The sequence below is a fragment of the Lysinibacillus sp. FSL R7-0073 genome, from assembly GCF_038009065.1.
GTDB lineage: Bacteria > Bacillota > Bacilli > Bacillales_A > Planococcaceae > Lysinibacillus > Lysinibacillus fusiformis.
The window spans coordinates 1,140,601-1,160,356 of sequence record NZ_JBBPAS010000001.1 but is presented as its reverse complement, the minus strand read 5'-3'; the positions used below and the strand labels follow the sequence as shown (position 1 = coordinate 1,160,356).

Genomic DNA, 19,756 nt, shown 5'->3' with positions numbered 1-19,756 from the left:
TTTTAAGGCAAATATTTCATTATTGTTAGTGCTATATCATCTACATCGGCAACTTCATCAATTAGTTGCGTTTCTACCGCTGCTTTTGGCATACCATATACAATGCAAGTTTCTGCTGACTCAGCAATTGCCATGACATTACCAGTCTTTTTCAGTGCTTTTAGTCCATTTGAACCATCATGCCCCATACCTGTCATAATAACTGCTACTTTATCAAAATCCTTATATTGACTAACATCTTCAAACATCACATCTACAGATGGTCTATGGCCTGACCTTGGTGCTTCTTGATTATCAAGAACAATACCAAAAGTTGTCCCTACTTTCCTAAGCTTTAAGTGATAGCCACCTGGGGCAATATAGGCTACCCCATTTTGTAAAATATCGCCTTGTTCAGCCTCCTTCACAACAATTTCACTGAGCTGATCGAGACGAGTAGCAAGTGATTTCGTAAATCCAGCAGGCATATGCTGAACGATGAGGATAGGGGCTTGAATAGTCTTAGGAATTTTTGTAATGACCTCCTGAAGCGCACGAGGTCCTCCTGTAGATGTACCTATTAGCACAATCTTTTTACCTGCTTTATTCCATTCAGCATGCGATTTCGTTACAGCTACTTTAGTAGCAGTGGCATTCATAGGAATAGGTATTTGACCATGTTGTTGTAAATCCTTTTTTACGGTACTCACTTTTGTCACTGAATCTTGTTGTCGTTTGCTACCAGAAGGTTTTTTCAATTTGGATATTGGCACCATTGCAGCTTGCTCTACTTTATGAACAAGCTCACTTTGGATTTTATGTAAATCAAGAGATATTGTTCCGCTTGGCTTTGCGACAAAATCTACAGCGCCACTTTCAATAGCTGCTATAGCATTTTCTGTTCCACGCTGAGTGGTGCTAGAGAGCATGATTACAGGAACTGGACATTGTATCATTATTTCTTTTAATGCATCTAGCCCATTCATTTCAGGCATCTCAATATCCATTGTCACAACTGATGGCTTCAAAGATTGTATCTTTTTGATTGCATCTTTTCCATTTCGTGCAGTTCCAACTACTTCCACCTTCGAGTTGCCAACAAAAAAGTCACTAATTAGCTTTCTCATAAAAGCAGAATCATCCACAACTAATAGCTTGCTTTTATGTAAAAAGTCCAATTAATCACGCCCTTTCGAAAAAATACTTCTTAGTTTCGTTAAAAATTTCTTCGCTGTCTGATCATGTGCATGTATTTCCTCCACACGATGCTCCATAAAACGAATCACTATGAGTTGTAATGTTTTAGAAATCAGTGCGTCTGGATAAGCAAGTGAAAATGGGACTTGCTCACGCACAGCCTTTCGCACAATCGAATCTTCGGGTAATGAACCGAGTATCGTGACTTCTTTGTCTAAAAAACGTTTCATGGCTAACTTTAAACGCTCGTTTGTTTCGATGCCTTCTTCTTTACTAAATGCACGGTTACAAAGGACATAAAATTGCTTATCAGCATCCCGCATATGAATATATTTCATCATCGAATAGGCATCCGTAATTGCGGTCGGCTCTGCCGTTGAAATAACAATAATTTCGTCTATTGATGTGAGTAAATCTAACGACCAATTTGTCGCACCCGCCCCCATATCAAATAAAATATAATCATAATTTTTCTGAAGCTGTTCAAATGCATGAATAAGCTGTTCAAACATCATCTCTGACCAATTAAAAATATTTGTCATTCCCGACCCACCTGATATATACCTTAAACCATGGGGACCCTCAAATATTACCTCATCTAGTAGTTTATTTCCTTCTAAGTAATCTTTCAAACTATTGGAAGCATTTTTCCCAATTAAAATATTGATATTTCCCATCCCAATATCCATATCTACAATGACAACCTTTTTTCCCTTTTGGGACAAAGACAAGGCAAAATTCATCGTGAAGTTACTTTTTCCAACCCCACCTTTGCCACTGACCACTGCAATTGCCCGACCTAAATCGCCTTGCTGTCTCATCATTTTCAAGCGTAATGTTTCAGCTTGGTCTCTCATTTCTCTTCACCTTGAAAAAACAAATTAAGCACTGCTTCTAAATCAGCTTCTTCAATATCTTCTGGTACTTCTTGACCATTCGTATAGTAAGCAAGTCCTTTATTATATTTAATCATTAAATTGAGCATTGTGCCAATAGAATTTGTTTCATCAATCTTTGTGAAGATAAATTTTTCAATTGGTAACTGATTAAATTGGTCGATAATGTTCGCCATATCCTTTTCTTTTGTAGTCATCGCGAGTACTAAATAGGATTCTGCTTGATCATCAAATTTTATGAGACGTTGGAGATCATCTACATACTTTACCTCTTTATAATTTCGACCAGCTGTATCGATAAACACTAAGTCTAAATGCGATAATCTTTGGATAGCTTGTTCGAAATCTGTTGCGTTATAAGCAATTTCAACGGGTGCCTGTAAAAGACCAGCATACGTTTTTAGCTGTTCAATTGCTGCGATTCGGTACGTATCTGTCGTAATAAATCCAATTTTCTTCTTCTTTTCTAAAACTGCTCTAGCTGCCATTTTGGCGATGGTCGTTGTTTTACCCACACCTGTAGGACCTAATACGTTGATATATTTTCTTTCATAGGACATTCCTCCGATAGGCAGGCTTTCTAATCTCTTACGTAGTAAATTTTTCGTCACCATTTTACATTGTGAGAAATTTATTTCTGACGCTTCTTTGAAATGCATAAAAAGCTCATCACCTATCGTTGTGATGAGCTCTTCATTTAGCTCTTGCTGTCTTAAGTATTCAATGAAGGGTAAGAGTTCATCGGGATATTGAGCTTGGGTAGTCTTTTTATGCATCGATTGCATTAAAGATTTTAAATCTGCAATTTCCTTCCTCAATTCTTCAGAAATGCCAGTGTCCTCGGGCTTAACTACATCATGCGATGGTTGATCTTGGTGAATTTTTACTTGAATTGCATTTGTAATATCTTGTAGTCTCGCATTTTCCTTAGTTGTGATAGGTAATGATGCAGGCGTTGGTACTGGAGCCACTTGATTTGGCTCCATTCCATCCACTCCGGCAACTACCTCAAAACTTTTCTGTTTAATCATACCGAAAAATTTTTTAGTGATGACTACTTTAGAATTCAAAATAACAGCGTCCTCACCTAGTTCTGCACGCACTTGCTTCATAGCCTCTGGTATGGAAGATGCATAATATTTTTTCATTTTCATTAAACATTCACCACCCCAACACTTTGAATTTCAATAGAAGCATCCAACTCATTATAAGAAAGAACTGGAATTTGCGGGAAATAACGCTCCGTCAGTTGTCTTAAATACATACGCACAGCCGGAGAACATAAAATAATAGCGGATTGTTCCATAAAGGACACACGCTCTATTTCTGCTGCAATCGTCTCTAGTACCGTTTGGGAATCTTGAGGATCCATTGCTAAATAATTTCCGTGATCTGTTTGCTGAATACTATCAGCAATCATTTTTTCTACTTTACCTGAAACTGTAATAACTTTTAATGCCGTACTATCTCCCACATATTGGGCAGTAATTTGACGTGCCAATGATTGACGAACATACTCAGTTAAAATATCTGTATCGCTAGTTACCTTTGCATAGTCTGCTAAAGTTTCAAAAATAATTGGTAAATTACGAACAGAAACATTTTCTCGTAGTAGTTTACCAAGAACCTTTTGGATTTCTCCAGTTGATAAAGGTGCCGGTGTCAGCTCTTCTACTAAAATAGGATGGGTTTCACGTAAGTGATCTATTAACTGCTTCGTCTCTTGACGACCTAATAATTCGTGAGCATTTGCACGAATTATTTCAGTTAAATGCGTGGATACCACACTTGGTGGGTCTACAACAGTGTAGCCATAAATTTCAGCATCTTCTTTTACTTGCTCAGTAATCCATTTAGCTGGTAATCCAAATGATGGTTCCACTGTATCAATTCCTTCAATAGAATCATCATCACCTGGGCTCATAGCTAAATAATGATCTAGTAATAGCTCACCTCTTGCCATTTCGTTCCCTTTTATTTTAATTCGGTATTCATTTGGTTGAAGCTGAATATTATCTCGAATACGAACAACCGGGATGACAATTCCTAATTCTAGTGCTAACTGTCGACGAATCATAATGACACGATCTAATAAATCCCCACCTTGAGCAGCATCTACTAACGGAATTAATCCATAACCAAATTCAAATTCGATTGGGTCCACATTTAATAAATTCACAACATTTTCAGGGCTCTTCATGCCATCTGTTGCCACTTCTTCTTCAATTTCAAGTAATTCCTCTTCATCCTCTGGTTTCTTACGTTCCATCATATAAGCCCCAGCAATTAGGGAAAGACCTATTGGGAGTGTTACCCAGTTAGGGATTGGTGTAAATAACCCTAGTAATACAATGGTACCTCCAGCTACATAGAGTAACTTTGCTTGAGCAAATAATTGTCCTGTTATATCTTGACCAAGACTTCCTTTAGAAGAGGCACGAGTTACCACAATCCCTGTTGCTGTTGAAATAAGCAAGGCAGGAATTTGTGAAACAATACCATCTCCAACGGTTAGCTTAGAAAAATGAGTTGCTGCTTCAGCAAATGGGAGACCCATTTGTACTACCCCGATGATGATTCCGAATAATAAGTTGATAATAACCATGACCATTGAGGCAATGGCATCCCCTTTTACGAATTTCGTGGCACCATCCATCGCTCCGTAGAAGTCCGCTTCCCCCGCTACTTTTTCACGTCGTTCGCGTGCTTCCTTTTCGGAAATTACTCCTGCATTTAAGTCAGCATCAATACTCATTTGTTTACCTGGCATCGCATCAAGTGTGAAACGAGCTGCTACTTCAGCTACCCGCTCTGCACCCTTTGTAATAACAATAAACTGAATTAATACTAGAATTAAAAAGACAACTAAACCTACGAGAATATTTCCACCTACTACGAAATCACCAAACGTTTCTACAACAGAGCCCGCATCTCCATTTGCTAAGATCGCACGTGTTGTGGAAACACTCAGCCCTAATCGGAATAAGGTTAAAAGTAAAATAACCGAAGGAAAAATGGAAAAGTCTAAAGCTTCCTTCATACTCATTGCTGTTAGCAGTACAATTAATCCTAATGTAATATTAATGACAATTAAGAAACTTAACATCCACGGAGGAAGAGGGATGATGAGCATCGCAACGATTAAAATAACCGCACCTAAAACCCCAATATCGCGAACTTTCATTTGTGTCCCTCCTACTAAAAAGCTTTAAATTTTACGTTTAATACGGTAAACATAAGCGAGTATTTCTGCTACTGCTTTGAAAAATTCTTCTGGTACGGGATCACCAATTTCAACTTGATCATACATGGCACGAGCTAATGGTCTATTTTCCACCATAATGACGTCATGCTCCTTGGCAATCAGCTTTATTTTTTGAGCGATAAAGTCTGTACCCTTTGCAATTACGCGGGGTGCATCCATACTTTCCTCGTCATATTTGAGCGCAATCGCATAGTGAGTAGGGTTGGTAATCACCACATCTGCACTTGGAATCTCTGACATCATACGACGCATCGCCATTTCGCGCTGACGTTGTTTGATTTTCGATTTAATCAGCGGGTCACCCTCACTATTTTTATATTCATCTTTAATATCTTGCTTAGACATTTTAAGATTTTTTTCATAATCAAATTTTTGATACATCCAATCCAAAATGGATACACAAAGTAAAACTAAAGATGCTGCTATGCCCATAATGCCGACTAGCTTTCCGACTGTAATGAGCGTCATCCATGGACTTTTAAAGGATAAAGCTAAAACCTCTGGCAAGTTTGTCCAGATAATAATTGTCGTTACACTACCGATAAAGCCAATCTTTAAAACCGATTTCAGCAACTCAACAATTGCCTTAACCGAAAACATCCTTTTCAACCCTTTTATAGGGTCCATCTTTTTCAAATCAAACTTCATTGGCTCCAAAGTAAATAAAAAGCCAAACTGCAAAAAGTTACCTGCAAGTGCTCCAACAACTGCTATCGCCATAATCGGTACAATAATGAAAGCCATTTGTATTAATGTTTCTATAAATAAGTGCATCACACTATCAATGGTTAGTGTTTCGATGCGTATGTTATGGATAAACGTTTGTCTAAAAAACGCTAATAGCTCATCCCGTAAAGAACCTGCAAAGAAAAATAAGAAGATAAAGACCATCAGCATAACGATGGCACTTGTTACATCTTGACTCTTAATAACTTGTCCCTTTTTTCGAGCATCTTGACGTTTCTTTGGCGTCGCCTTCTCAGTTTTTTCTCCTGAAAAAAACTGGATATCTAAATTCAGTAGTAGTTTCATGTTATCCACCACCTAAAATGGCCATTAAATCACGCATGCCGTAAATCATAATAGTGATTAACTTTTGAATGACTTGAATCATTACAGCCATCATTGTAAATAACACTAAAAAACTAACTCCTATTTTAATAGGAAAACCAACAACAAATATATTTAATTGTGGTACTGTTTTCGCAGTTATTCCTAAAGCTAAATCGACTAAAAATAAGGTAGCCACAACAGGTGCAGCCATCTGAAATGCAATAGCAAAAACAGCTGTAAATGTTGTGATGATAAATTTGGGAAAGCCTTCATTTGTAAAACTAGGGAATTGATCCATAGGCAAAAATTGATAACTATAATATATTCCATCAAGAATCATATGATGGCCATTAATTGCTAACAATAAAAGGAATGCTAACATATTAAAAAATTGACCGATTAATGGACTTTGAGCTCCTGTTTGCGGATCAATAATATTGGCAATGGCAAAACCCATTTGAAAATCAATAAAGCTCCCTGCAATTTGAATGGCAGACATGATTATATAACCTACTAGACCGAGTAACAGTCCAACAAGTGCTTCTTTCATCACTAATAATATGTATTCATCATTGAATGCAAATGGCTCAACATCAATTGTATAATACATCATCCAAGCTAAAACCAGTGCGAGAGTAATTTTGACTTGTGGTGGTATGGTTCTATAGGAAAAAAAAGGAACCGTAACAAAAAATGCTGAAACACGCACAAGCACCAATAAGAAAACCGTTAAATGCGGAATTAATTCATTCATGGACTCACCCTATATAACGTGTTAAATTCTCAAAAATGTCTCTCGCATAGCTAGTAACTTGAGATAACATCCATGGGCCAAAGAATACAATGGCCACTAAGACGGCGATAATTTTCGGTACAAAGGCTAATGTTTGCTCTTGAATCGAAGTGGTAGCTTGAAAAATACTTACAGCCAAACCAGTGATTAAAGCTACTAATAATAACGGACCGCTTGTTAGAAGGATAATCATAATGGCACGTTCTGCAACGGAAATAACCAATTCACCTGTCATACTGTATCATCCCCTAAAAACTTTGTAGTAGCGATTTCATGACGAGATACCAGCCATCGACCAGAACAAACAATAAGATTTTGAATGGCAATGAAATCATTACTGGCGGTAACATCATCATCCCCATCGACATTAATGTACTCGCAACAATCATATCGATCACTAGGAATGGAATAAAAATCATAAAACCTATTTGAAATGCTGTTTTAATTTCACTTAAAGCAAATGCTGGCACAAGCATTGTCAGTGGGATTTCTTCCACTGATGCTGGTTTTTCTGCTTGATTGTACGATAAAAACAAGTCAAGATCTTTTTGTCTTGTATGCTTACTCATAAATTCTTTAAATGGCAAGCTTGCCCGATCATAAGCTTCATCTAAACCAATTTCTTCAGAAAATAATGGTTGCAAAGCCTCTTTATTGACCTCCTGAAAGGTTGGGGCCATAATAAAGAACGTTAAAAATAAGGCTAAACCAACAATCACCTGATTAGGTGGCATTTGTTGTGTAGCCAGTGCCGTACGCACAAAGGATAAAACGATGACAATACGAGCAAAGGATGTCATTAAAATTAAAATACTTGGTGCCAGTGATAAAACGGTTAATAGTAGTAAGAGCTTAACGGAAGTGGAGACGTTTGTTGGATCGCTATTGGAAAAAATATTGATTAAATCATTCATTTATCATCCTTCTCCTTTTGCTTCCATCTCTCAATCTCTTCACTGCGCTCCTGTTTAATTTCGGATATCTTTTTTTCAAAGAGTTTGCCAAATGTCTCTTGCTTTTGTTCATTTTGCAAATTCACTCTATCTTTTTTCTTAAACTTAGAAAATACTTCTGCAATATACGGTGATGTTGCTGCAAGTTCTTGCCTTTCGTTATAAAGTGCTAACAGCGCTTCTATTTCTTCTGGATCAGTAATTTCACGTAATAGCTGAACGTCTTCACCGACACCCACTAAATACATTGTTTTACCTACTTGTAAAAGCTGTACTGATTTTTGTGCACCTAACGATAAACCGCCTAAATTTTGTATCATTTGATTACGTTGAAAGTTTAAATTACGTTTATTTAAAAACTTCATTAAACCATAAAACAAAGCTACAACAAAAATAAGCGCTAAAACCATTTTTATGTATTCCCATGCAGATATATCTCCAGCTGCTGATACACTTGGTTCTTGTTTAGCAGCTGGATCGGTAGTATCTCCATAACAAGCTTCTGGGTCTTTAATGCAATCTGTCACACTATTCGTATCAGAGTCTGCATAGACCGAAGTTGGTGTCGGGTACAAAAACAGGAAGGATACAAGAAATGCAAAAATCATCGTGAAACGAAATGATTTTAACATTTTCATGCAATCATCCTAGCGCTTTTTGGATCGCTTCAATTACTCGATCTGCTTGGAAAGGCTTTACAATAAAGTCTTTCGCACCAGCTTGAATTGCATCGATTACCATTGCTTGTTGTCCCATTGCTGAACACATGATTACAGTTGCACTTGGATCTGATCCTTTAATTGCTTTAAGAGCCGCAATACCATCCATTTCTGGCATTGTGATATCCATTGTTACTAAATCTGGTTTTAATTCATTGTACTTTTCAACAGCTTGTAATCCATCTGCCGCTTCTCCAACAACCTCAAATCCATTTTTCGACAAAATATCCTTGATCATCATACGCATAAATGCAGCGTCGTCTACAATCAAAATTCTTTTAGACATGGTTAACTCCTCCAATTGAAACTATCTTAAATTATTTAAACGCTCTGCTTGACTTAAAACATCTGTAATACGTACACCAAAGTTTTCATCAATAACAACGACTTCACCTTTAGCGATTAAACGACTATTAACTAATATATCAACAGGCTCCCCTGCTAATTTATCTAACTCAATAATCGAACCACTTGATAGTTCTAAAATCTCTTTAACAGAACGTTTCGTACGTCCTAACTCTACAGTAACTTGCAATGGAATATCAAGTAGCATATTTAAATTTCTAGCTTCAGATTGAGAGATTACATTTGAATCAAAGCTAGCAAATTGTGCTTGTTGAACATTCACTGGCTGTGCAGCTCTCGCTGGTTGCGCAAACTGCTGTGGTTCCTGATAAACAGGTTGCTGCATAGTTGCTTCCGGCTGCTGATAAACAGGCTGTGCAGGCGGTGGCATAACAGGCGCTTGTTGTTGAACAGGTGGTGCTGCAATTGGCGGTGCCTCAGGTGCAATCGTTGCAGCCACAGGTTCTTCAATTGATTCAGTCTCACCTAATAGAGATTTTACGATGTTTTGACTAAATTTAAGCGGTAATAATTGCATTAAATTCGAATCAATTAAATTACCAATTCTTAATCTAAAAGATACTTTGACTAGCAAATCATCTTCAGGGATATTTTCTCGACCTTCATTTTGAGAAATATTCATTAAATCAATTGTGGGAGGCGAAATATCTACTTTTTTGTTGAATACTGTCGACATAGATGTAGCCGCTGAGCCCATCATTTGATTCATTGCCTCTTGAACAGCACTTAACTGAATTTCTCCTAAGTCAGGTTTCGGATTTAATCCATCGCCACCTAACATTAGGTCTGCAATAATTGCTGCATCAGATTGTTTAATAACAAGTAAATTCATGCCTGTTAAGCCAATCGTATATTCCACTTGTACAGCTACATAAGGATGTGGAAACTCCTCTTCTAATTTGTTTCGATTAATCATTGATATACTTGGGGTAGTAATATCTACTTTTTGTCCTAATAATGCCGAAAGTGCTGTGGCAGAGCTCCCGAAGGAAATATTGCCTACCTCACCTAATGCATCTTGTGCAAACGAATCAAGGTAATCCTCTACTCGTATATCATTTGTTTCATCAATTGAAGAAGCTTCAGTGCCGCTGTTTTTATCTTCCAACGTCTCGCCCCTTAATAACGCTTCAATTTCTTCTTGGGAGAGCATTTCATCACTCATCTTCGTCTCCTCCTTTCAAAGGGTCGATAATCTGGATTGCTAATTTTTTGCCTTGCTTACCTGGTTGAACAGTGAATTTTGGTAATGTCCCTACCTTTAATAGAAGCGGATCATTAATTTTTTGCTCTAACTGTATAACATCACCAACTTGCATTGTAAGGAAATCCTCGATAGTGATATCCGTTAGCCCTAATTCAACCGAAAGAGGTAATTTTGCTTGTTTTACGCGTGTTTCAAGCATTTTTGTTTGCTCTGGAGACATTTCTTTCGTATTTGTTTGCATCCAGTAGCGAACAGAAAGATTTGGAACAATTGGCTCCAATACAACATGCGGAATACAAATATTGATCATACCGCTTGTTTCACCAATGATCGTATTTAATGAAATGACAACTACTGTTTCATTAGGTGAGATCATTTGTAAAAATTGTGGATTAACTTCAAGCTCCACTAAAATCGGATCAATTTCCGCTACATTTTCCCACGCCTCGCGTAAATTGTCGAATGAGCGTTCAAAAAGGTTTGTCATAATTTTTGTTTCAATTTCAGTTAGATTATCTACATTACTATGACTCGCCCCACTACCGCCCATTAAACGATCTAGCATGGAATAGGCAATGTTCGGATTTATTTCCATCAATATATTACCATCTAATGGTGGCACTTCAAACACATTAATGAGCGTCATATTCGGAATCGAACGAACGAACTCTTCAAATGGTATTTGGTCTACTGACGCAACCGTAATTTGCACATAGCTTCTAAGCTGTGCAGAGAAGAAGGTTGTCAATAGTCGTGCAAAATTTTCGTGTATTCGGGTCAAACTTCGGATTTGATCTTTTGAGAATCGAAGCGCTCGTTTAAAGTCATAAACTTTAACCTTGCGTCCCTCATCCTCCTTTTTTATGTCATCTGCTGACATTTCCCCAGTCGATATAGCGGAAAGCAGCGCATCTATCTCGGATTGAGATAACACATCTCCTGCCATTTGCCCACCTCCATTTCAAGCAGTTTCTGTTTTATTGAGTGATGAAGGAGGTAAAATATACTTCCTGGACTTCTCCCTCTTGCATCAATTCATTTACTCTAGTTTTTAATGATTTTTGGAAAATTTGCTTTCCTTGTTTACCTTCTAAATCTTTTTGCTCCATTTCAGAAAGTTCTTGTATAGCAATGTTTTGCACTTGGAAAACACGCTTTGTTAATTCTGCAGCAGCATCTTTGCTTGTCGTTTGAACTTTTAATGACAAGCGTACTACTCGTTTATCTGCAAGATTCGTTGTGATTTCCGGAATCTCCACTGTTGCCTCTACAATTTCATCAATGGTTGGTTCAATAGCTCCTGTCGGTTTATTAAATTGTGTTAGCAATACAAACAAGATAACCCCGATCAGTATGACTGCTACTAGCAAAATAATAATCATTGTTAACATTTTATTATTCTTCATCTTTTTCACCTCGTAGATGCGGGTTGGATAGTATTTGTATATTGTTATAAAAGGCAGTTACCTTTTGTCGCACCTCATCTTCACTCTCTAAAACAATTAATTTTGTTCCAGTTGTTAAAGTAATAGTCGTATCTGGAAATGATTCGACTGTTTCTATGTATAAAGCATTTAATGTAAATGCTTTGCCATTAAGACGTGTTAGTTCAATCATTGAATTAGGGCCGGGTCTAGCATGAGAGCCGGCCCGACCCTCCCTCATATGAAAATATGTTTGTTAAAACGTCCATTATGAATTAAAGGACTATTCAATCATTAACGTTTTAAGTTTACTAGCTCTTGTAACACTTCATCTGATGTTGTAATAATACGAGTATTCGCTTGGAAACCACGTTGTGCAACAATCATCTCTGTAAACTCTTCTGATAAGTCAACGTTGGACATTTCTACTGCTCCAGGCACTACTTTCCCCATCCCTGCAACAGTTGCCACTTGTGCATATGCAGCACCAGAGTTCGCTGTTTGTTGATAGTAGTTCCCACCATTCTTAGCAAGACCACCAGCATTAGGGAATTTAGCCATAATCAGCTGCCCTGCCCATTTACGTTCACCGTTTAGGTCTACATACTCAACCGTACCATTAGGTCCAATGCTAATCTCTTTAGCAGTCGTTGGGATACGAATTGGACCTACTTCTCCCTCATCAGGATCTAGTACACCATCATCATCAAATAAGTTTGCGCCTTCATCCCCTGAAGCAATTGGTGCATCCTCTGGATTGATACCATCATCATCAGCTTCCATTACGATATCCTCTCCAGCAGAAACACCTACTAAATATTTACCGTCAGCATTCACTAAATAGCCATTGCTATCCATGTAGAAAACACCATTACGAGTAAATAGAGTATTGTTGAAGCCTTCTTCGTCTATGAAACCACTATCTGGATCAGGAGCACCATTTGCATCAGCTACCATGAAAAAGCCATCGCCTTCAATAGCTAAATCAAGTCCACGACCTGTACTCTGTAAGGAACCGCCCCCATGAATCGTGTCAATCGCAGCTAATTGTGAACCCAAACCAACTTGTTGTGGGTTGACACCACCTCGTGTAGCTGTTGCTGCCGATGCACCGGCTTGTGTTTGAGACATTAAATCTTTAAAAAGAACGCGCCCTTTTTTAAAGCCAACAGTATTAACATTTGCAATATTATTACCAATAACATCTAGCTTTGTTTGGAAGTTTTTAAGACCTGAAATACCTGAATACATAGAACGTAACATAAGTTTTCGTTCTCCCTTCATTTTTTATTTGTGTGCTTCTATCAATCAGCATCACGAAGGCTTCCTTTCATAAGAAGGTCCAGCCTTAAAGCACGATCGTGCCATCAATATTTGTAAATAACTGTTGTTTTGCTTCCGTGCGATCCATTGCTGTAATGACAGTAGCGTTTTTAGCACTGACAATTAAAGCTGCTTGATCCATCAAGACTAATGGCTGTTTAACACCTTTTGAGTGAGCTTCAAATACCTTATCCGAGACAACCTGCCATTCTTGTTCAGAGATGTCAATTTTACGCTCCATGATTCGTTCATGTGCATGTTTGCTCACCTTTAGCTCTTGCTTTGATGCTTCCTGTAAATGGGCTTTAAAGGATTGCTGTGAATGAATGGGCGTAGGTTGAGTTGCACGAATAGATGGATGCAAGGGTACACGATGAATTGAAAACTTATCCATCACTTTTCCCCACCTTTATTCGCTAATAACTGTAAAATCTTTATCCGTAATTTTTTTATCATTGTCTAATACGTAATAAATAACGCCATCTTTATTGGAAACAGAGACGATTCGCCCTTGTAATTCCTGCTCGCCATCTTGATATGTAACTTTTTTACCTATCAATTTACTAGCCTGAACAAGTGGAGATTCTGGCACAGGATTATTTCCATTTGAACTTGTTCCAGAGCCAAGGATTCCAGAAATATTACCAGGCGTTATTTCTTTCCCATCTGCTAATATGAAGACAACACTACCATCTACAAACTTCAAGGATTCAATCACACCTGTTCCTTCATTTACAACTGGATCTCCTTTTTCATCTGTTTTATCTGTAATTTCATGCCATTTGACTTCTTTACCAACAAAGGTTGCATAATTCATCATTTGTGTTTGTTGCTGTGATGCTAGTAATGATTCTATTGCCTTTGTCATGTTTTGCATTTGTTCTAAAGAAGAAAACTGCGCCATTTGTGAAATAAACTCTCGGTCATCCATTGGATTTGTTGGATCCTGATGCTGTAATTGAGTAATTAACAGTTGGAGAAAGGCATCTTTCCCTAGTTCACTATTCCCTGTTTGTTTGGTTGGTTTTCTATAATTCGAATAGTAAAGATCGTCCGTTATGGATGTATTGGCTACTTTAGCCGTTGAATCAGCCATCATTTATACCTCCTCGCTTAATAAATAGTCACTAAATGACATCTCTTCATCGTCATCCTCAGTTTTTTGGTGCTGTTCTTCATCCTGTTGTTGCCTAAAGAAATTATTAAAGAAGTTTTGATCACGTTGCTGGCGATCTGCATCCTGTAATGATTGTGCAATATCAAGACGATCTACTTGAATGTTTTGCTGAACAAACGCCTGTTTTAGCTGATGAGCTTGACTATCAAGCATCTCACGTCCATGCGCTGTAGAAGCTAGTAGACGTGCTGTCAGTACGCCATCATTTTGCACAAGCTCTATACGAATTGTTCCTAAATTTTCTGGATACAATTTAATCGTTAATCGTGTTATTCCTTGTGCGTTAGAAATTTGGGCTCTATTAATTATGGCTTGCATTTCTTTTAATAAAGCCTCTGACTGCGCAGGCTTAGCAGTAGGTAATGTTATCTGGAACGTATCCGGTTTGGTTTGTACCGTTTGCGGTGTCACCATTTCATTAGAACTTGTCTCACTTTGCTTAGTCATTTGGACTTGCTGGAAGCCCTGTAATGAAAATGTTCCTGTTGATTTGGTTGTTGTTACTTGTATAGTTTCGACTTGCGTTTGTAATGTCGTTAAAAGACTTTTAACGGTTGTTAATAAGTTTTCTTGTGGAGCTGTTAAGTCCGATTTCTGTCCTACTAACTGCGCTAGCTTTAACACTTGAAGTAATTGCGTCGCTTCTTTTGGTGTTACTTGACCTTCTCCTTGCAACGCTGCACCTATTTGCGCTTGTAGAATTGGCGCTTGGGCATCTACTAATGATAATAGCTCCCAAACATCACTAGCTTCTTTTTCTTCTCCTAATAGCTGTTGGACTATTTTTTGAAGCTGTTCATCCTCAATACCTAATGCATTTAGTATATTGTCCAGATCCAGCATTTCGTCCATAGACACTGCTTTACCGTCTTCTCCAAGTTGAAGGATTAACAAACCATCATCGTGGGGGATTCCTAATAAATCAAGTACCTCTTCCAATGAATCAGCATTTAAAACCTGCTGTAAATCAGCCAGCTCATTATTTGGAGTAGCTTGAGAAGATTGATTTGATTGGGTTGAGGATGAAAGTACTTGTCCAAAAACAGAGCCGAATTTCGATAAAGTCTCCTGTTTCGATGTTCCTTCGATCTTCCCATCAGTGCTATTACTTGTTGTAGCTTTCGTTGCCGCAGTTTTGGTCGGTACTGATTGAGTTATCATTTTCATCATCGCTATATCCACTCTTTTCACCTCCTTTCATGAACTCTATTGTTTAGCCATGAGTTCCGTATATTTCGCTGCATCTTTAGCATCCATTTTCTCTAAAATTGCTGCTAGTTTATCAGGTTTTAAATTGGTTAAAATGCGTAATGCTTCTGTATCACTCATATTGATTAATACAGGTGCAGCAGATTTTGGAGACATTTTATCAAAAGTTGATAATATATCGTTGAAATCACGTTTTACATCATCTTGTTCTCGATTTAATTTTTCAATTTCAAATTGAAGTTGCTCTTTTTCAGTCATGAGCTTCTCTTTTTCAGTTGTTGTTGTATCCAACTTTTTTTGTAGTTGTGTAATTTCTGCTTCTTTTTCTTGAATCTCTGCCTGTAAATTAACTATTTTCGAGTCATTGTTTACGACAGCATCTTTCGCTTGCTGTTCTTCTGACGGAACAAAAGGTAAATTGCCAATTGCCTTTTTTCCTAAGTCAAAAACATTTGTATTCATTAATGTAGCCACAACAAGTAAAACTGCTACTACAAACATAAGTGGCAGTACGATCCAAGTAAAAAACTTTAGAAAGCCTCCCGTTTTTTTCTTAGGCGGCTGTTCTACTAATTCCGCTTTCAATCGATTATCTTTTCTCACCATGAAATCACCTGATTTCTCTCTTGTTATACGTTAATAATGAAATTTCATCTAAAAAAAGGCTTTCTATACGATCCTGCTCTTGTTGGAAAAGCTTAAAATCCTTTTCTCTCATTTTTTCAAATTTACGTACTTCCAAGTTTTTTTCTAATAATTTATCTTCGTGCCAATTCATTTTTGCACGAGCTTGTATCACTTTCTGCTGAACATCTGCAATTGTTTTTTCAAGACTATCAATAAAACGTGCGTAGTGATGAATTTCATCAATAGATGAACCAACAGTTAAACGATCCTGCTGGAAGGCAATTAAATCTTCCTTCTTTTTAAGCAAGTCATATAACTTCGTAGCCACTTCCTCAAAAGAACGGACAGATTCCTTGTAGGCCATTTCAGTTTCGTTTTTTTCTTGCTCACGAATTGTTAACACATTTTCAAAACGATACACATAGCTAACCATCTAGTTCACACCACCGTTCGATAAGGATATTAGCTCATTCACACTTTCTTCCAATGTCACTTTGTCCAAATAGCCCTGCTTGAGATAAGCAGTAATGAGCGGTTCATAATGAATAGCTTCATCAATTTCTTTAGATGTGCCTCGTTTATAAGCGCCAATATTGATTAAATCCTCAGATTTGTCGTATGTATAATAGAGTTCTCTTAATCGTTCTGCAGCTTTTTTATGCTCAGGTTCTGCTACATGATTCATCAAACGACTAACACTTTTTAAAACGTTTATAGCAGGGTATTGACCTTTATTAGCTAAATTTCGATCAAGCACAATATGACCATCTAATATCCCTCGCACCGTATCAGCGATTGGTTCATTCATATCATCACCATCTACTAAGACCGTATAAAATGCAGTGATAGAACCCTTTTCATTAGTACCTGTACGTTCTAATAATTTAGGTAATATCGCAAATACAGACGGTGTATACCCCTTCTGTGCAGGTGGCTCACCTGTGGCTAGTCCAATTTCACGTTGAGCCATGGCAACACGTGTAACAGAGTCCATCATCAACATGACATTTAAACCACGATTTCTAAAATATTCGGCGATTGCTGTTGCAGTAAACGCCCCTTTTATCCTCATTAATGCCGGTTGGTCAGAAGTAGCAGCCACAACAATAGAGCGACTTAGACCTTCAGTACCTAAATCACGTTCAATAAATTCACGAACCTCACGCCCACGTTCTCCGATCAGCGCAATAACATTCAAATCTGCCTGCGTATTTCTTGCAATCATTCCAAGAAGTGTACTTTTTCCGACCCCTGAACCCGCGAAAATCCCGACACGTTGGCCATTACCAACAGTTAACATTCCATCAATAGCTTTAACGCCGACCTCAAGTCTTTCATTAATTGGCGGACGTGTTAGTGGATTTGGCGGATCTTGCTCTGTCGGAACCGTCATTAGCCCTTTTGGTAATAATGTGCCATCAATAGGATTTCCCATTGAATCCAACACTTTTCCTATTAGCTCTGGGCCCACTTTTACTTCTAGTGGAGCCCCCGTCCCTTCAACAAGACAGCCAATAGATATTTCTCTTAAAGAAGTGAAAGGCATTAAAACAACAATTTCATCTTTAAAGCCCACAACTTCAGCTAAAATGATTTGGTGACCATTGTTTACAGTTTCCACATGAATTTTACAAACATCACCTATGGAACTATCCGGACCTTGCGACTCAATCATCAAGCCGACAACTCTAGTGACTCTACCAAACTTTTTAAAAGTTGGCATATGAGGAATATGTTCGATTAATTGAGCCGTCTTCATCTAGATCATTCCCTACTTTCCAATATTTCATGAAGCTTTAATCTTAGTTCGTTCAATTGCTCATCAATGCTCACTACTATACGTCCATGATTTGTTTCGATATAGCAATCTGTTTCATTGTTCAAATCTTCATTAACAAAAATCATAAATGGTACATCAACCGGGAACATTTCCGCTAATTCATCACGATTAGCAGTAATTAAAGCGTGATAGGTTGGCGACACATAAATTTTAATTTCTTTCATCTCTCTCGCTTCTTTTAAGCCTCTACGAACAATCGACACAAATAGATCAGGATCACGTTCTAAAGATGTGCCAATTATTCGTTCCGCTGTCGTTAGGCCAAGCTCTAATACCACAGCTTCTTGATCATCAATATATTTTTTTGCATTTTCTTTTGCCTGATTAATGACTTCATTCGCAATTTTAAGTGACTCGGCCATTGCTTCTGTGGATTTGTTCACACCGTCTTCATAGCCTTGTCCAAAGCCTTCGTCATAGGCTTCTTGAACTCGATTCGGTCTTTCTTCTTCCCAACTTAACTTCAAATGCTCAATCTCTTGATAGTGCATGTGCTTTTCTTGCTCAAATGCTTCACGCTCTGCTTGTAAAGAAGCTCTAGCCTCTGTAAGTAAACGATCTCGCTCAGCCATTATTTCTTCTATTGTTAATTGATGTTGGGATGAAGCATCATCACCATTTTCCAAATCAAGTCCTTCAAACATATCACGAATTTGTATCTCTTTTACATTATCGCTAGTGGATTGAGTGTAAATTGAACGGATGATTCTAGACAATGACGTCATCTCCTCCACCACGTGCAATAATGATCTCACCAGCATCCTCTAGGCGACGAATAACAGCAACTATTCGAGATTGTGCCTCCTCTACGTCACGTAAACGTACAGGTCCCATAATTTCCATTTCTTCTTTAAATGTTTCAGCCATACGTTGAGACATATTGCGGAAAATAATATCTTTTACCTCTTCGCTTGACACTTTCATTGAAAGCAGTAAATCTTCGTTTTCACAATCGCGAATAACACGTTGAATGGAACGATTGTCGAGTGTAACGATATCTTCGAATACAAACATGCGTTTTTTGATCTCTTCTGCAAGCTCTGGATCTTGAATTTCAAGTGCATCAAGGATCGTTTTCTCAGTTTGTCGATCAACACCATTCAGTACTTCAACGACCGCATCAATACCACCAGTTTCAGTGTAATCTTGGGTAACTGTAGATGATAATTTACGCTCTAACACCGATTCAATTTCACTAATTACTTCTGGTGAAGTCGATTCCATAACTGCTATACGTTTTGCAATGTCAGCCTGTACTTCCTGTGGTAATGAAGATAAAATCACTCCCGCTTGCCCCGCTTCTAAATAAGAAAGAATTAGGGCAATTGTTTGTGGATGTTCATTTTGAATAAAGTTGAAAATTTGTGATGGATCAGCTCTCCGTGCAAAATCAAACGGTCTCACTTGTAACGAAGATGTCAAACGATTAATGATTGTCTGAGCTTGTTCTACACCAAGTGCTTTTTCTAATACTGTTTTCGCATAACCAATACCACCTTGCGTGATATAGTCTTGAGCTAGCGCAATATTGTGGAATTCTTCTATAATCTCTTCCTTGACGTTTGATTCTACTTTTTTAACACTTGAAATTTCTAATGTTAAACGTTCAATTTCTTCCTCTGTTAAATGTTTATAGACTGAAGCTGAAACTTCAGGTCCTAATGAAATTAACAAGAGAGCGGCCTTTTGTTTTCCGGTTAATTCCTTATCTTTCTTGGACACAGCCGA

23 protein-coding genes are annotated in these 19,756 nt (G+C 37.8%); all 23 read right to left on the bottom strand.

Annotated elements, in window-relative coordinates; all coding sequences use genetic code 11:
- Positions 1 to 2: 2 nt before the first annotated feature.
- A complete protein-coding gene (locus MKY88_RS05485) occupies positions 3 to 1,157 on the bottom strand; it encodes a protein-glutamate methylesterase/protein-glutamine glutaminase (protein ID WP_258267971.1) in 1,155 nt (384 codons plus the stop codon).
- Entirely contained in the window at positions 1,158 to 2,033 is an 876-nt protein-coding gene (locus MKY88_RS05480) for a MinD/ParA family protein (RefSeq protein WP_258267970.1), read from the bottom strand. It lies immediately after the preceding gene.
- Complete coding sequence (gene flhF, locus MKY88_RS05475) at positions 2,030 to 3,226, bottom strand: flagellar biosynthesis protein FlhF (RefSeq protein WP_340813140.1); 1,197 nt, start codon at positions 3,224 to 3,226, stop codon at positions 2,030 to 2,032. The genes MKY88_RS05480 and flhF overlap by 4 nt, the downstream gene beginning before the upstream one ends.
- The gene (gene flhA / locus MKY88_RS05470; protein WP_069480357.1) at positions 3,226 to 5,256 is read right to left on the bottom strand and encodes a flagellar biosynthesis protein FlhA; all 2,031 of its coding nucleotides are present in this window, start codon (positions 5,254 to 5,256) and stop codon (positions 3,226 to 3,228) included. The genes flhF and flhA overlap by 1 nt, the downstream gene beginning before the upstream one ends.
- Before the next feature lie 24 nt (positions 5,257 to 5,280).
- Positions 5,281 to 6,369 carry a flagellar biosynthesis protein FlhB gene (gene flhB / locus MKY88_RS05465; RefSeq protein ID WP_025113945.1) on the bottom strand — a complete coding sequence of 363 codons (1,089 nt, stop codon included), beginning with the start codon at positions 6,367 to 6,369 and terminating at the stop codon, positions 5,281 to 5,283.
- Position 6,370: 1 nt separating this feature from the next.
- A complete protein-coding gene (gene fliR / locus MKY88_RS05460) occupies positions 6,371 to 7,144 on the bottom strand; it encodes a flagellar biosynthetic protein FliR (RefSeq protein ID WP_069480356.1) in 774 nt (257 codons plus the stop codon).
- Between the two features lie 4 nt (positions 7,145 to 7,148).
- The gene (gene fliQ, locus MKY88_RS05455) at positions 7,149 to 7,418 is read right to left on the bottom strand and encodes a flagellar biosynthesis protein FliQ (protein WP_025113943.1); all 270 of its coding nucleotides are present in this window, start codon (positions 7,416 to 7,418) and stop codon (positions 7,149 to 7,151) included.
- A 13-nt stretch (positions 7,419 to 7,431) separates the two neighbouring features.
- Positions 7,432 to 8,097 (bottom strand): flagellar type III secretion system pore protein FliP, encoded by a 666-nt coding sequence (gene fliP / locus MKY88_RS05450; RefSeq protein ID WP_025113942.1) that lies wholly within the window; start codon positions 8,095 to 8,097, stop codon positions 7,432 to 7,434.
- Complete coding sequence (locus MKY88_RS05445; protein ID WP_328202992.1) at positions 8,094 to 8,768, bottom strand: flagellar biosynthetic protein FliO; 675 nt, start codon at positions 8,766 to 8,768, stop codon at positions 8,094 to 8,096. Before MKY88_RS05445 ends, fliP begins: the two co-directional genes overlap by 4 nt.
- 10 nt (positions 8,769 to 8,778) lie before the next feature.
- Complete coding sequence (locus MKY88_RS05440; protein ID WP_008180756.1) at positions 8,779 to 9,141, bottom strand: response regulator; 363 nt, start codon at positions 9,139 to 9,141, stop codon at positions 8,779 to 8,781.
- Between the two features lie 21 nt (positions 9,142 to 9,162).
- Positions 9,163 to 10,386 (bottom strand): flagellar motor switch phosphatase FliY, encoded by a 1,224-nt coding sequence (gene fliY / locus MKY88_RS05435; RefSeq protein ID WP_025113940.1) that lies wholly within the window; start codon positions 10,384 to 10,386, stop codon positions 9,163 to 9,165.
- A complete protein-coding gene (gene fliM, locus MKY88_RS05430; RefSeq protein ID WP_008180759.1) occupies positions 10,379 to 11,374 on the bottom strand; it encodes a flagellar motor switch protein FliM in 996 nt (331 codons plus the stop codon). The genes fliY and fliM overlap by 8 nt, the downstream gene beginning before the upstream one ends.
- A gap of 31 nt (positions 11,375 to 11,405) precedes the next feature.
- Positions 11,406 to 11,834 carry a flagellar basal body-associated protein FliL gene (gene fliL / locus MKY88_RS05425; protein WP_008180761.1) on the bottom strand — a complete coding sequence of 143 codons (429 nt, stop codon included), beginning with the start codon at positions 11,832 to 11,834 and terminating at the stop codon, positions 11,406 to 11,408.
- Positions 11,824 to 12,045 (bottom strand): flagellar FlbD family protein, encoded by a 222-nt coding sequence (locus MKY88_RS05420; protein WP_008180764.1) that lies wholly within the window; start codon positions 12,043 to 12,045, stop codon positions 11,824 to 11,826. The genes fliL and MKY88_RS05420 overlap by 11 nt, the downstream gene beginning before the upstream one ends.
- 101 nt (positions 12,046 to 12,146) lie before the next feature.
- The gene (flgG, locus tag MKY88_RS05415; protein ID WP_069480353.1) at positions 12,147 to 13,115 is read right to left on the bottom strand and encodes a flagellar basal body rod protein FlgG; all 969 of its coding nucleotides are present in this window, start codon (positions 13,113 to 13,115) and stop codon (positions 12,147 to 12,149) included.
- Between the two features lie 85 nt (positions 13,116 to 13,200).
- Positions 13,201 to 13,569, bottom strand: coding sequence for a TIGR02530 family flagellar biosynthesis protein (locus tag MKY88_RS05410; protein WP_025113938.1), 369 nt, complete (start codon positions 13,567 to 13,569; stop codon positions 13,201 to 13,203).
- 15 nt (positions 13,570 to 13,584) lie between these two features.
- Positions 13,585 to 14,271: a flagellar hook assembly protein FlgD gene (gene flgD, locus MKY88_RS05405; RefSeq protein ID WP_069483260.1), complete on the bottom strand. Its 687-nt coding sequence runs from the start codon at positions 14,269 to 14,271 to the stop codon at positions 13,585 to 13,587.
- A 3-nt stretch (positions 14,272 to 14,274) separates the two neighbouring features.
- Entirely contained in the window at positions 14,275 to 15,534 is a 1,260-nt protein-coding gene (locus tag MKY88_RS05400; protein ID WP_340813139.1) for a flagellar hook-length control protein FliK, read from the bottom strand.
- Positions 15,535 to 15,558: 24 nt separating this feature from the next.
- Positions 15,559 to 16,167: a MotE family protein gene (locus MKY88_RS05395; RefSeq protein ID WP_069480351.1), complete on the bottom strand. Its 609-nt coding sequence runs from the start codon at positions 16,165 to 16,167 to the stop codon at positions 15,559 to 15,561.
- Between the two features lie 4 nt (positions 16,168 to 16,171).
- Positions 16,172 to 16,621, bottom strand: a complete 450-nt coding sequence (gene fliJ, locus MKY88_RS05390) for a flagellar export protein FliJ (RefSeq protein ID WP_069480350.1) — start codon at positions 16,619 to 16,621, stop codon at positions 16,172 to 16,174.
- Positions 16,622 to 17,947 carry a flagellar protein export ATPase FliI gene (fliI, locus tag MKY88_RS05385; RefSeq protein WP_069480349.1) on the bottom strand — a complete coding sequence of 442 codons (1,326 nt, stop codon included), beginning with the start codon at positions 17,945 to 17,947 and terminating at the stop codon, positions 16,622 to 16,624.
- Positions 17,948 to 17,952: 5 nt separating this feature from the next.
- Complete coding sequence (fliH, locus tag MKY88_RS05380; RefSeq protein WP_340813138.1) at positions 17,953 to 18,744, bottom strand: flagellar assembly protein FliH; 792 nt, start codon at positions 18,742 to 18,744, stop codon at positions 17,953 to 17,955.
- On the bottom strand, positions 18,737 to 19,750 hold the full coding sequence (fliG, locus tag MKY88_RS05375; protein WP_193831172.1) for a flagellar motor switch protein FliG: 1,014 nt from the start codon (positions 19,748 to 19,750) through the stop codon (positions 18,737 to 18,739). The genes fliH and fliG overlap by 8 nt, the downstream gene beginning before the upstream one ends.
- Positions 19,751 to 19,756: the final 6 nt, after the last annotated feature.

Excerpts from the sequence above, each read along its gene's own strand:
- MKY88_RS05445 (WP_328202992.1), bottom strand. The coding sequence starts at position 8,768 with ATGTTAAAATCATTTCGTTTCACGATGATTTTTGCATTTCTTGTATCC.
- fliI (WP_069480349.1), bottom strand. The coding sequence starts at position 17,947 with ATGAAGACGGCTCAATTAATCGAACATATTCCTCATATGCCAACTTTT.
- MKY88_RS05395 (WP_069480351.1), bottom strand. The coding sequence starts at position 16,167 with ATGGTGAGAAAAGATAATCGATTGAAAGCGGAATTAGTAGAACAGCCG.
- fliM (WP_008180759.1), bottom strand. The coding sequence starts at position 11,374 with ATGGCAGGAGATGTGTTATCTCAATCCGAGATAGATGCGCTGCTTTCC.
- fliQ (WP_025113943.1), bottom strand. The coding sequence starts at position 7,418 with ATGACAGGTGAATTGGTTATTTCCGTTGCAGAACGTGCCATTATGATT.
- flgD (WP_069483260.1), bottom strand. The coding sequence starts at position 14,271 with ATGGCTGATTCAACGGCTAAAGTAGCCAATACATCCATAACGGACGAT.
- MKY88_RS05440 (WP_008180756.1), bottom strand. The coding sequence starts at position 9,141 with ATGTCTAAAAGAATTTTGATTGTAGACGACGCTGCATTTATGCGTATG.
- flhF (WP_340813140.1), bottom strand. The coding sequence starts at position 3,226 with ATGAAAATGAAAAAATATTATGCATCTTCCATACCAGAGGCTATGAAG.
- fliP (WP_025113942.1), bottom strand. The coding sequence starts at position 8,097 with ATGAATGATTTAATCAATATTTTTTCCAATAGCGATCCAACAAACGTC.
- flhA (WP_069480357.1), bottom strand. The coding sequence starts at position 5,256 with ATGAAAGTTCGCGATATTGGGGTTTTAGGTGCGGTTATTTTAATCGTT.
- flhB (WP_025113945.1), bottom strand. The coding sequence starts at position 6,369 with ATGAAACTACTACTGAATTTAGATATCCAGTTTTTTTCAGGAGAAAAA.
- MKY88_RS05480 (WP_258267970.1), bottom strand. The coding sequence starts at position 2,033 with ATGAGAGACCAAGCTGAAACATTACGCTTGAAAATGATGAGACAGCAA.
- fliR (WP_069480356.1), bottom strand. The coding sequence starts at position 7,144 with ATGAATGAATTAATTCCGCATTTAACGGTTTTCTTATTGGTGCTTGTG.
- fliJ (WP_069480350.1), bottom strand. The coding sequence starts at position 16,621 with ATGGTTAGCTATGTGTATCGTTTTGAAAATGTGTTAACAATTCGTGAG.
- fliY (WP_025113940.1), bottom strand. The coding sequence starts at position 10,386 with ATGAGTGATGAAATGCTCTCCCAAGAAGAAATTGAAGCGTTATTAAGG.
- MKY88_RS05410 (WP_025113938.1), bottom strand. The coding sequence starts at position 13,569 with ATGGATAAGTTTTCAATTCATCGTGTACCCTTGCATCCATCTATTCGT.
- flgG (WP_069480353.1), bottom strand. The coding sequence starts at position 13,115 with ATGTTACGTTCTATGTATTCAGGTATTTCAGGTCTTAAAAACTTCCAA.
- fliL (WP_008180761.1), bottom strand. The coding sequence starts at position 11,834 with ATGAAGAATAATAAAATGTTAACAATGATTATTATTTTGCTAGTAGCA.
- MKY88_RS05420 (WP_008180764.1), bottom strand. The coding sequence starts at position 12,045 with ATGATTGAACTAACACGTCTTAATGGCAAAGCATTTACATTAAATGCT.